Source organism: Paenibacillus glufosinatiresistens, from assembly GCF_031470375.1.
Classification (GTDB): Bacteria; Bacillota; Bacilli; order Paenibacillales; family Paenibacillaceae; genus Paenibacillus_AQ; species Paenibacillus_AQ glufosinatiresistens.
Window position 1 is genome coordinate 225437 of record NZ_JAVFHT010000001.1, and the last position, 12242, is coordinate 237678.

10 protein-coding genes are annotated in these 12242 nt (G+C 56.0%); 9 read left to right on the forward strand and 1 reads right to left on the reverse strand.

Translation table 11 applies throughout. The features are described 5' to 3' along the window. The first annotated feature begins 496 nt into the window (after window positions 1-496). The 6 genes from RBI05_RS00970 (at window position 497) to RBI05_RS00995 (ending at window position 7144) form a co-directional block, all read left to right on the forward strand. On the forward strand, window positions 497-2173 hold the full coding sequence (locus RBI05_RS00970) for a peptide ABC transporter substrate-binding protein (RefSeq protein ID WP_310549805.1): 1677 nt from the start codon (window positions 497-499) through the stop codon (window positions 2171-2173). 139 nt (window positions 2174-2312) lie between these two features. Beyond that, on the forward strand, window positions 2313-3254 hold the full coding sequence (locus tag RBI05_RS00975) for an ABC transporter permease (RefSeq protein ID WP_150459180.1): 942 nt from the start codon (window positions 2313-2315) through the stop codon (window positions 3252-3254). Continuing rightward, window positions 3247-4275: an oligopeptide ABC transporter permease gene (gene opp3C, locus RBI05_RS00980; RefSeq protein WP_150459181.1), complete on the forward strand. Its 1029-nt coding sequence runs from the start codon at window positions 3247-3249 to the stop codon at window positions 4273-4275. Before RBI05_RS00975 ends, opp3C begins: the two co-directional genes overlap by 8 nt. Window positions 4276-4287: 12 nt before the next feature. Further along, on the forward strand, window positions 4288-5385 hold the full coding sequence (locus RBI05_RS00985) for an ABC transporter ATP-binding protein (RefSeq protein ID WP_150459182.1): 1098 nt from the start codon (window positions 4288-4290) through the stop codon (window positions 5383-5385). Between the two features lie 23 nt (window positions 5386-5408). Next, window positions 5409-6299 carry an ABC transporter ATP-binding protein gene (locus tag RBI05_RS00990; protein ID WP_408638282.1) on the forward strand — a complete coding sequence of 297 codons (891 nt, stop codon included), beginning with the start codon at window positions 5409-5411 and terminating at the stop codon, window positions 6297-6299. Between the two features lie 164 nt (window positions 6300-6463). Beyond that, window positions 6464-7144 carry a protein kinase family protein gene (locus RBI05_RS00995; protein WP_310549806.1) on the forward strand — a complete coding sequence of 227 codons (681 nt, stop codon included), beginning with the start codon at window positions 6464-6466 and terminating at the stop codon, window positions 7142-7144. Between the two features lie 32 nt (window positions 7145-7176). Here the strand turns inward: RBI05_RS00995 and RBI05_RS01000 are convergent, their stop codons facing one another. Further along, window positions 7177-8319 carry an acyltransferase family protein gene (locus tag RBI05_RS01000; protein WP_310549807.1) on the reverse strand — a complete coding sequence of 381 codons (1143 nt, stop codon included), beginning with the start codon at window positions 8317-8319 and terminating at the stop codon, window positions 7177-7179. Window positions 8320-9128: 809 nt separating this feature from the next. Between RBI05_RS01000 and RBI05_RS01005 the strand changes: the two genes are divergently transcribed. The 3 genes from RBI05_RS01005 to RBI05_RS01015 all read left to right on the forward strand — a co-directional run bounded on the left by RBI05_RS01005 (window position 9129) and on the right by RBI05_RS01015 (window position 12155). Next, the gene (locus RBI05_RS01005) at window positions 9129-10547 is read left to right on the forward strand and encodes an NAD(P)/FAD-dependent oxidoreductase (RefSeq protein ID WP_310549808.1); all 1419 of its coding nucleotides are present in this window, start codon (window positions 9129-9131) and stop codon (window positions 10545-10547) included. A 124-nt stretch (window positions 10548-10671) separates the two neighbouring features. Further along, complete coding sequence (locus RBI05_RS01010) at window positions 10672-11466, forward strand: TIGR00266 family protein (RefSeq protein WP_310549809.1); 795 nt, start codon at window positions 10672-10674, stop codon at window positions 11464-11466. 209 nt (window positions 11467-11675) lie between these two features. Then, window positions 11676-12155, forward strand: a complete 480-nt coding sequence (locus tag RBI05_RS01015) for a DUF6530 family protein (protein WP_310549810.1) — start codon at window positions 11676-11678, stop codon at window positions 12153-12155. The last annotated feature ends 87 nt before the right edge of the window (window positions 12156-12242 follow it).

The following is a 12242-nucleotide window of genomic DNA, read 5'->3' on the forward strand; positions in this document are numbered from 1 at the left end:
TTTCAGCGGATAATGAGGCAGTTGCCCTCCACATTATAGCACCCTTAACAGGACGTTCCGAAACCGCAGAGAACCGAGGTGAGGATACTTGGCCGCTGCATAACGGCATGACGGGAGAAATGTCACAACCCGTCCGATAAAATTGTGATACACTAAAGCGGCGCAACGCCAAATCTTCACCCCCTCTTTCATTGCCCCTCTTTTTTTGTCCCTTTGATTCACCGCAATAACGCGTCATTGCTTAACGAGATGACGCGACAGTATGGAAAATGTGAACTAATTAGACATTGTTCGCCCTCCTTTATCCTCTTTTTTCTGATATATTTCATTTATTCGTCATAAGCTCCCTATCTCGATAACTTTTATGCTTTTATGTGGAAGGTATATTGACGCATTCTGGCTTGCTTTGTATAATGCTCACAAGGATGAATAAATAACCATCGGTTAAATCCTTAGAGCGAGACAGATCCACATACATAATTAGGGGGGATTGGATTTGAGAAGAGGTAAATTCATGTTGGCCGTCAGTATGGTAATGGTTCTGCTTGCAGGCTGCGGCAACTCCGGCAACAATGCAGCGGATAAGGCTCCTTCAGGTTCGGCTCCGGCGGCTGCCAGCTCGGCTCCGGCCAAAACGACCGGAAGCAAGATTCTGAACCTTGGCAAGGATGTGGAGCTGGCTTCCATGGACTCGGCCATTGCGACGGACGGCCTGTCCTTCGAAGTGATCGCCGATACGATTGAAGGCCTGTATACCGTCGATGAGGCGGGCGTATCCCAGCTTGCGATGGCCGAGAAGGCTGATGTCAGCGCAGACGGGAAGACCATTACCTTCACCATCCGGGATGCCAAGTGGTCCAACGGCACCCCTGTAACGGCGCATGATTTTGAATTCGCGTGGAAGCGGCTGGTGAGCCCCGAAACGGCGAGTGAATACAGCTTCATTATGGGGGTGGCCGGCGTCAAGAATGCAGACGACATCGTCGCAGGCAAGAAGGGCATCGATGAACTCGGCGTGAAAGCCACCGACGACAAGACGCTTGTCGTGGAACTGGATCGCCCGGTCGCCTTCTTCAACTCCTTGATGGCATTCCCGCCCTTCTATCCGATCAACGAAGCCTTCTATAAAGAGAAGGGCACCGAGTACGCGCTGACGGCCGACAATCTGCTGGCCAACGGACCGTTCAAGATGGACAAATGGGATGTCGGCGGGACGACATTCTCCCTCGTCAAGAACACCGATTATTACGACGCCGGCAGTATCAAGCTGGATGGACTGAACTATCAGGTCATCAAGGATACCCAGCAATCCATCCTGGCTTACGAGAACGGCGATCTGGATTATGTTCAACTGTCGGGCGAACAGATTTCCAGCTACCAGGACAGCCCGGAATACCACAGCATCGTTGCCGGATACCTCTGGTACCTGTCTCCGAATATGAAGGTCAAGGGACTGGAGAACGTCAATCTGCGGAAGGCGCTGTCGCTTGCTTACGACAAGCAGGCCATTGTGGAGGAGATCCTGAAGGACGGATCGATTGCGGCTGACTTTGCGGTTCCGACCCAGCTAGCCACCGGACCGGACGGGAAGGACTTCCGCGAAACGGCGGGAACTTATCCGACCACCAACAAGGAAGAAGCGGCGAAATATTGGGAGCAGGCGAAGAAGGAGCTTGGCGTGGATTCCCTGAAGTTCGAGCTGCTGTTCGAGGATACGGAATCGGCTACGCTGGTTGCCCAGTTCATTCAGTCCGAGATCGAATCGACGCTTCCCGGCATCACCTTTGAACTGAAATCCCAGCCAAAGAAGAACCGTGTCGAGCTGATGCAGAAAGGCGACTATCAGATCGGTCTTACGCGGTGGGGCCCGGACTATGCCGACCCGATGACTTATCTGGATATGTGGGTAACCGGAAGTCCCAACAACTACGGCTTCTGGTCCAACCCGGAATATGACGCGCTCATCAACAGCGCGAGCAAGGGCGACCTGGCTTCCAAGCCGGAAGAACGCTGGGAAGCGCTGAAGAAGGCGGAAGGCATCGTGATGGATCAGGCTGTAATCTTCCCGGTCTACCAGAAGGGGAATGCCGTTCTCATCAAGCCGAACGTAACCGGTCTGGAGTTCCATTCCGTGGGCGTCAACGTCTTCTACAAGCATGCTGACAAGAGCTGATTAAGTTAGCGGCACAAAGGGTTGTTAACCGGATTACAGCAGGGAGCCCCCTGCTGTAATTCCATATTCGGGACGGGAGAAGCTTTCTTCCGTCCCGGTCTATGAACGCTAGAGCCTACCCGACTTGAGGTGAAATCATTTGAGAAGCTATGTGCTGAAAAGGCTTGGCATTGCTGTGATAACCATTCTGGTCATTCTGCTGTTCCTGTTCCTTATGCTGGAGTTCATGCCGGGTTCTCCGTTCAACGATGAGAAGATTACGGCCGCGCAGCGGGCGGTGCTGGATGCCAAATACGGTTTGGATCAGCCTGTATTCATTCGTTTTTTTCATTACATCAAGAATATGCTGACCGGGGATTTCGGCGTCTCCTATGTGATCCAGAAGAACATGCCCATCTCCGCCATGCTGGAAGCCCGTCTTCCGGTGTCCCTGCAAATCGGCTTTCAGGCGGTCGTACTCGGCGCGCTGATCGGACTTGTGCTCGGAATCGTCGCTGCACTGAAGCATAACAGCTTCATTGACAGTCTGACGACCTTTATCTCGGTCATCGGCGTCAGCTTTCCGTCCTATGTATTTGCGCTGGCCTTATCCTTCTTCCTGGGCTCCAAGCTGAAGTGGTTCCCGATCCTGTATACCGACCATAAGCCCTTCGTTTCGACCGTACTGCCGACCATTGCGCTGGCCATGTTCACCGTCGCCACGGTCGCCCGCTTCGCCCGGTCGGAGATGATCGAAGTGCTCGGCTCCGAATATATGCTGCTGTCGGAGAGCAAGGGCGTGCCTCGCCGGCGTCTGATCTGGGTTCATGCGCTCCGCAATGCGCTGATTCCGATTATAACCGTATTGGCCCCGCTGATCGTCGGTCTGATGACAGGGAGTCTGGTCATTGAACAGATCTTTGCCATCCCCGGCATTGGAAGCCTGCTGGTTACCGCGATCCAGGTCAATGACTATAATGTGATTCTTGCGGTAACCTTCGTCTACAGCCTGATGTTCATTCTCGTTATGCTGCTGGTCGATATTCTGTACGGCATCATCGATCCGAGAATCCGGCTGGCAAAGGGGGAGAACCATGGCTGATCTGACACCGGCAAGCGATCTGAACCGCTTCGACCAGGGCGATTTCCATCTGGCGGATAACAGTCTGCGCGCCCGGATCGACCGCAATTACTCCAGTCAATCATACTGGAAGGACGCCCTCGTCCGTTTTCGGGCCAACAAGGGAGCGGTCTTCGGGCTGATTATGATTATTCTGATTGCCGCACTGGCCATAATCGGACCGATGATGAGCGATCATACGTACAAATCCATGAATATCCGACATAAGAGTCTGCCTCCGCGGATTGAGGGCTTCGACAACACCTTCATCTTCAACGGGGAAGTCAAGGGCGTTAATCTGTATGAGAAGCGCAAACTGGACGATGTCTACTATACCTTCGGCACCGATACGCTGGGCCGGGACCTCTGGACCCGAACCTGGCAAGGGACCCGGATCTCGCTCTATATCGCCGTGATCGCCGTGGCCATCGACATGATAATCGGCATGACGTACGGACTTATCTCCGGCTACTTCGGCGGAAGGGTGGACAGCCTGATGCAGCGGTTCATCGAAATCCTGAGCGGTATTCCCAATCTGGTTATCGTCACGCTGCTGATTGTCGTTCTCAAGCCGGGGCTGGTTACGATTACGCTCGCCCTTATGATCACAGGGTGGATTGGCATGAGCCGGGTCGCCCGGGCCCAGATGCTGAAGCTGAAGGAGCAGGAATTCGTGCTGGCTTCGCGGACGCTTGGCGCGCGGAACTTCGGCATTATCTTCCGCGACATTCTTCCGAATATCTTCGGCCAGATCATCATTATGTCCATGTTCTCGGTGCCGAGCGCCATTTTTACGGAAGCGTTCCTGGCCTTTATCGGACTTGGAATTCCGCAGCCCATGGCCTCACTCGGATCGCTCATCAGCGAGAGCTTCAAGTCGATGACGATTTACCCGTACATGATTGTGCCCCCGGTTGTCGTGCTGGCTCTGCTGATGCTCAGCTTCAACCTGCTGGCCGACGGACTGCGCGATGCCCTCGATCCCAAGATGAAGGAAATGTAGGAGGATAACCCTATGAGCGAACCGGTACTATCCATACGCAATCTGTCCATTTCCTTCCGAACCGGCAACGGCATGGTCAATGCCATCCGGGGCGTGGATCTGGATCTGCACAGAGGCGAGACGGTAGCCATCGTCGGCGAGTCCGGCAGCGGCAAATCGGTTACCGTCAAAGCGATTATGCGCATTCTGAGCGGCAACCAGACGATCAATTCGGGTACCATTGCCTTCCGGTATGAACGGGAGGGAAGACAGGTCACGGAAGATCTGCTGAAGCTCTCCAAAAAAGACATGCGCAGCCGCATCAACGGCAAGCGCATTGCCATGGTTTTTCAGGACCCGATGACGTCCCTGAACCCGACCATGACCGTAGGCAACCAGATCATGGAAGGCATGATGATTCATCTCAAGAAGAGCCGGGCGGAAGCCTACAAGCGGGCGCTGGAGCTGCTGCAGCTCGTCGGCATTACCGATCCGGAGAAGCGGATGAAGAGCTACCCGCACCAGCTGTCGGGCGGGATGCGGCAGCGGGTCGTTATCGCCATCATGCTGGCCTGCGATCCCGAGGTGCTGATCTGCGACGAGCCGACAACGGCCCTGGACGTTACGATCCAGGCCAAGATTCTGGAGCTGATTAAAGACATCCAGAAGAAGACGGGCATCTCCGTTATCTACATTACGCATGATCTTGGCGTAGTGGCGAAGGTGGCGGATTATGTAGCCGTCATGTATGCCGGCAAAATCGTGGAGCGCGGCAGCGTGAACGATATTTTCTATGACCCGCGCCACCCGTATACCTGGGGCCTGCTCTCCTCCATGCCGGATATCGAAACGGAGAGCGAGAAGCTGTTCTCCATTCCCGGAAGCCCTCCGAACCTGCTGCATCAGGTAGAGGGGGATGCCTTCGCTCCCCGGAACGTATATGCGCTGAACATTGATTTCAAACAGGAGCCGCCGATGTTCCGGGTATCCGATACCCATTATGCGGCGACATGGTTGCTGCATGAGAATGCGCCTGCCGTGCAGATGCCGCAGACGCTGCGGGATCGGCTGGACAAGGTCATGAAGGAGGTGGGGGACCCGTGGAAGACAGACGCCCTCTCTTGCAGGTAGACGAGCTGAAACAGCATTTTCGCATGAGCGCCAAGTATACCGTGCATGCCGTCAACGGAGTATCCTTTGAAATTGGAGAAGGCGAGACCTACGGTCTCGTGGGTGAGTCCGGATCAGGCAAGTCCACGATCGGCCGCTCCATTATCCGCCTGTACGAGCCGACCTCGGGCCGCGTGACTCTGGACGGCGTCGAAATCTCCGGCAAGCTGAATGCGAAGGAGCAGAATCTGCTGCGGACGAAGGTACAGATGATTTTTCAGGACCCGATGGCTTGTCTCAATCCCCGCAAAAAAGTGATTGATATCATCGCCCAAGGGCTGGATATTCACAAGCTCTACCGTTCCCGGCAGGAACGGACAGATAAGGTGCACCGGATCCTGGATAAAGTCGGGCTCTCGCGCGAGCATGCGAACCGCTATCCGCACCAGTTCTCCGGCGGCCAGCGCCAGCGCATCGGGATTGCCCGGGCGCTTATTATGGAGCCGAAGCTGATTATCGCCGACGAAGCAATCAGCGCGCTTGACGTATCCATTCAGGCCCAGGTCGTCAATCTGATGAAGGATATTCAGGAGGAGACCAAGACGGCTTATCTCTTCATCGCTCATGATCTCTCAATGGTCAAATACATCTCTGACCGGATCGGCGTCCTGCACCTTGGCTATATGGTAGAGACCGGCACAACCAAGGATATCTTCGAGAATCCGGTTCATCCCTATACGAAATCGCTGCTGTCGGCGATCCCGCATGCCAACCCGATCAAGGAGAAGCAGCGCGTGGCCCTGAGCTATGATTACCGCACGAGCGGCATTGATTACAGTAAAGGGACCCAGCAGATACTGTCGGATACACACAGGGTGCTGGCGACGGATACGGAACGGGCAGCCTGGACTGCGGCAGAGAGGGCCGCCCTCTAAGCGAACCGGCCGCAGGCGCTGTCCGCCGGAAATAATCCCGGCCCACCCATTCGGGAAGAACATCCGCGCCTTCCGGGCAGCGGATGTTCTTCTTTTTGGCAATGGAAAAGATCGTTTAACCTTTGGGCCTTGGAATGGTATGATAGAGGGCGGGAGGTTGAATGATGAATAACGAGAAGAATATTAACGATACAACGGAAGATACAACTCTGGAGACGCCGGAGGGGACAAGCCAGGAGAACGCCCCGGAAGCCGGCCAGGAGAATGAAGGCAATCCAGAAGCGCTCAATGAGCTGGTGAAAGCGGTTCATCATAACGGGCTTGTTGCCCTAGGCATGCATTTCAAGGATGTGGAGGGCCGGGTAGTCGGTTCGGACTTCTATGGTCCGGTCTTTATCTTCCGCGTCAGCGACAAGAATGGCGACCGGTATGCCTGCGGTTATTTCCTGCGCGAGCTGGTCAATCGCTTCCAGTCCGGGAACGACCCGGCAGGCTGGATGGCTTCTTTCTTCTACGAACTGATGAAGATCGAAGGAGGCAAGGAGCTTCCGGAACCGCCGTCGGGCGAAGAAGAGGCCAAGGCGGTTATCGACAAGGTGCTGGTTCCTCAACTGATGGAATCCATCCGCGACGAGTTCGACCCGGAGCCGATTCATGCGGGTCTGGCGCTGAATGAGGAGTACGGCCCGGTCTTCGAAGCCGGATTCCCGTCGATTACCGAGGGAAACAACGTCTGCGCATTCCCGCTCCATCTGCTTCTTACCCATCTTCAGCTGAACCGCGACCCGTCGGAGCTGCTCATCCAGGGGATGTACAGCATCCGGCGCGAACACGGTCTGGAATAGTCCCGGAGCGCACTCGGACCTTGCGGCCCGTCTTATCCCGCGCGGCGCAGCGGCGGCGCTTCGCCGCCCTCGGCGCGGGTCAGGCGCTGTCCGACCATTCGCCCGAGACGGATAGACGGAATTTCGATGGTGTAATACGCCGCGGCAGCCAGCGCAATACTGCCGAGAACGGCAATCAGGGCATAGAGCGGTCCGGGCAGCGGCTCGCGAAGCGCATAAGCCAGCGTGAGAATCAGAATGAAGTGATACAGGTAGAGGCTATAGGAGATTCTGCCCAGAAAAGAGAGGACGCTGCCGTTCAGTACGCGAATGGTCTTCTCCGAAGTTAGCGCCATGACCAGGAAGACCAGAATGGCCAAAGTGGTGCCGCCATCTTCCAGCAGGCGTCCGGCCGGTCCGCCCAGCTTGTCCGCGCCATACTTGGAATAGCCGTACAGCAGCACCGCCGCGCCGAAGGCCAGCCAGCGGGTCCGGGTCGTTACTCCGAGATACAGAGCGATCAGCAGGGAACGATGTTTGGCGGCGAGAGCGCCGATGATAAAGAAGGAAGCGAAGTACACGGTGTCGGAATACGAGGTGTGATAGCCTTGGCCCGCTCCAAGCGGCAGCAGGTCGCCCAGGCTTCCAAGAAAGGCAAGCACCAGACAGAGCAGCAGATTGAATCCGATTCTGCGGCGGGCAACAGCCAGCATGAGCAGCGGGAAGATCAGCGAAATCCGCATTTCATGAACCAGTGACCAGAAGACGGTGTTGTAGGCATAGGTGTTGAAGTCGGCAACCAGCGAGAGGTGTTCCAGGATAAGTCCGGGGGCGAAGCCGCTCTGCCAGAAGGCCTGGAAGAACGAGGCGTTGAATGCCGGCGAATGGCCGGACAGGCGGTAGGCGAGAAGAAGGGCGACCGTCAGTGAGATTACATAGGGGATGTAAATTCGGCATACCCGTTTGAGCAGATAGGACAGATAGGAAGGGCCTTGGTCTGCAAGAAAAGGCAGAGCCAGCACGAATCCGCTCAGAATGAAGAAGAACAGAACAGCCTGATGGCCGCCAAGGGCGATCCGGACGGGAGAGTAGACGAACAGAAGCGGAAGCAGCGGGGCGGAGAGCCAAAGGTGATGGAGCAGTACCGACAGGGAGGCCAGTCCTCGAACAGAGTCGAGCTGGTGGAGACGCCTCAATTTCATCACTCCTTGCTATTATTAGGATACTTAGCTAGGATGATAGCGGATGAGAACGCTTACTGACAATACCCGAAATACAAAAAAAGTAAATTATTTTAGCATCAGGTCCCAAGAAAACGCTTTTTTATCCATTTGGCAGCAAAAGGCCCAAATCGGCAGAAATAATCCGATTGTTCCGGGCTCTTTTTCCGTTTCGCGGGGATACGGGGAATAACCGCCCGTAATCCGGCGTCAGCAAGGTTTCCTCAAGCGCAGCAATCCGTTATGATAGAGACATCACCTGATCCAAGGTGATAGGCAATCTCACTTCTTAAAGCAAGTTCGCCGAAAGGAGCGTGATTCCGTTGAAACGGGTTAGCGAAGCGTACTGAGGCTTTTTCACGCAGGGAGAACGGATGTGACAACGTTCTTCGTGAAAAATGCGTACGCGGGAACTCACCCCATATGCGAAGGACAAGGTGAATGACAAGTCTCCCGGAAGCGGAAATGGGAGCATGGAAAGGGTAAAAAAATCTGAGACAATCAGCAAGTGCGTGAAATGGAAGTTGCAAGTATGCAAGCGGAACCATGTCAAGCATATGGATTGTTGCCTGGAGGAACGGTTAAAATTGAATAGCCTAACGGATTGGTAAACCCCGCTGCCTGGGACGCTCAGGCGGGCGGGGTTTATATGTGTTTACAATCCTTTTTGGTCGGAATGAACAAGAATGCGATTTATTTTTAGACATGATGACAATTAACCTTACATATACTTTAAGGCGGTACTTCCTCACGTTATACTTATTCCCACGAGGGAGCTGAGAGACATGAGCCTGGAAGCGTTGAATGATCGGGTGCGAACCGAATTGGATTATCTGGCATTTGGCCGAGCGGATTGGGTGAAGCCGCGAACGTCGCCGGAAGGACATGTATACGATGCCGTCATTGTCGGTGGCGGCCAGAGCGGACTGGGCGCGGCTTTCGGATTGCTGAGGGAACGGGTGTCCAACATTCTGGTGATCGACGAGAACCCGGAAGGGCTTGAGGGGCCCTGGGAGACCTATGCCCGGATGGTCACGCTGCGGACGCCGAAATGGCTGACCTCCATTGATCTCGGGGTGGCAGCTCTGACCTTCCGTTCCTGGTGGGAAGCCCAGCATGGACCGGAAGGCTGGGAAGCGCTGGACAAAATTCCGCGGGGCGAATGGATGAGCTATCTGCGCTGGTTCCGCCGGGTGCTTGGGCTCCCGGTCCGCAATGAAGTCCGGCTGAAGCTGATCGAGAAGCTGGATGATGGTCTGTATCGCCTTCATACGGAAGGGGAAGGGTCCGCCGAGCCCGCCTTGCTTGCCCGGAAGGTTGTACTGGCCACCGGCATTCAGGGCGGAGGGGAGTGGCATGTGCCGGAGCTGGTCTCAAGCCGGCTGTCCGGCCATCTGTACGCCCATACCTCGCAACCGATTGATTTTGCGGGACTCCGGGGAAGACGGATCGGCATCCTGGGCGGAGGGGCTTCGGCGTTCGATAATGCGAACTATGCGCTGGCGGAAGGCGCGGCGGAGGTTCATGTATTTGTCCGACGCGAGGAGCTGCCGAGCGTTAATCCCATCCGGCAGATGGAAGTCTCGGGCATGATCGAACGTTTCCACACCTTGAGGGACGATGAGAAGTACGCCGCGATTTCACATTTCTTCCGGTTCAACCAGCCTCCGACCAACGATACATTCCGGCGCGCCGCCTCCCGTCCCGGCTTCCGTCTTCACCTGGGCTCACCGTGGCTGGATGCCGAGGATTTAGGCCGGAAAGCACGGATTTCGACGCCCAAGGAAACATTCGAGTTTGATTATTTGATCATCAGCACGGGCCTGATGAGCGATCCGGCGCTGCGGCCCGAGCTGCGTCTGCTTGAGCCCCATCTGGCGCGCTGGAGCGACCGGTATCAAGCGCCGGCCGAAGCCGCCAATCCCCTGCTGGATGCGCATCCTTATCTGACGGGCGGATTCGCGGCAACGGCCAGGACGGAAGCGGACGCGGAGGCGGTGTACGGACTGTTCATCTTCAATTACTCCGCTCTGGTCAGCTGCGGACTGTCGGCTTCCGCGATTTCGGGAACCCGGCATGCGGTTCCCAAGCTGGCTTCCGCCGTGGCGGACCAGCTGTTTCTGGATGACAAGGCGTCCATCCTGAACAGCTTTTTTGCCTACAGCGAACCGGAGTTTCTCGGCGAATGGCCGCAGCGGGCATAAGAGGCGCAAGGAAATCCCCGTGTTCCGGCGGCAAGGGCGAAACCAACTGCTTCCGAACCGCGTAATAACGCTCACAGGGCCGGATTGACCGGCTACATGAGAATTTGGGAGGCGTTCGGACGAGATGGCAGCGCATGAGATCGATTATGTCATTATGGGCGAAGAAATGCAGTGTGTGGAGGTTCAGCTGGACCCCGGCGAGAGCGTCATTGCCGAAGCTGGCAGCTTCATGATGATGGACCCGGAGATCCGGATGGAGACCATCTTCGGCGACGGCAGCAGCGGAAGCGGCGGCGGGGGGTTGTTCGGGAAGCTGATGGGGGCTGGCAAGCGTGTGCTGACCGGCGAAAGTCTGTTCATGACCGTATTCACCCATGGAGGTTACGACGGCCGCAAATCGGTAACGTTCGCAGCCCCGTATCCCGGCAAGATTATACCGCTTGACCTCTATCAGTATCACGGCAAAATCATCTGCCAGAAGGACGCCTTCCTCTGCGCGGCCAAGGGCGTATCCGTCGGCATTGAATTCCAGCGCCGGCTGGGCGCAGGCTTCTTCGGCGGAGAAGGATTTATTATGCAGAAGCTGGAAGGGGACGGTCTGGCGTTCGTCCATGCCGGCGGCTATGTCATGGAGAAGACGCTCCAGCCGGGGGAAGTGCTCCGCCTCGATACCGGCTGTCTCGTCGCCATGACCTCGTCGGTGGAATACGACATCGAAATGGTCAAAGGCATCAAATCCGCCCTCTTCGGGGGCGAGGGTCTGTTCTTCGCGACACTGCGCGGCCCCGGCAAGGTCTGGGTGCAGTCCCTGCCGTTCAACCGGATGGCGGACCGGATTCTGTCCGCTTCCGTCGGCACGGGCCGGAAGGAAGAAGGCAGCATTCTCGGCGGGCTCGGCAATCTGCTGGACGGAAGATAACCCGGGCGGAACCGGAAGCAGGCCATCCGCAAGCTTCAAGAGTCAGGGCAAGCAGCGGCGCGTTCCTTGCGGAACGGCCGCTTTTTTTGTGCGAGCCATTGCGGCCGGTTTGACAAACCGGAGACGGATAGAGTACGCTGTGGAGAAAATTAATTAGTAATTTAGTAATTTAGTAATTCCAACTTAAATCCGGAAGGGAATGTTATGGAATGAAGATACCGACAACGCTCAAGCATAAACCGGTGCTGGTCTCCGAGAACTACGAGAACGTCGACGGGCGTTATGCGCATAACAGCGACGCGAAGGGGCTGTCGCTTGGCTTGGCTCAGTGGAACGACCGAGGCAAAGTGGACATTTCGGCTAAAGTCTGGCGGTATACCGGGGAGAAATGGTCCCGTCAGTCGGAGGAACTGCCGCTTCACCGGGTGCTGGATCTGGCGATCCTGGTCGCCTCCGGCCTGTCCCATTTTCGGGAGGCCTACCGGTATCCGAAGCTCTATGATCCGGAGCAGCCGATCATCGACCGGATCGGTCTTCAAGGAGATGCCATGACGGTGGCAGTCGCTACCGGAAATGAACGGATTGAAGAAGATCTCAAGCTCTTCAGCCAGGCGCTGAGCGAGGACGGCGAACTGCTCGGAGAGCGCCTGCGAACATTGTCGACGATTCTCAAGGAATTAGGATATTAGTCGTAGAAAGTCCTAAGTATTTTCCCGCCGGATGACGATGTAATCAGTACGGATACGCAAACAGGAAGTACAGGCTCGCGGTCCGGC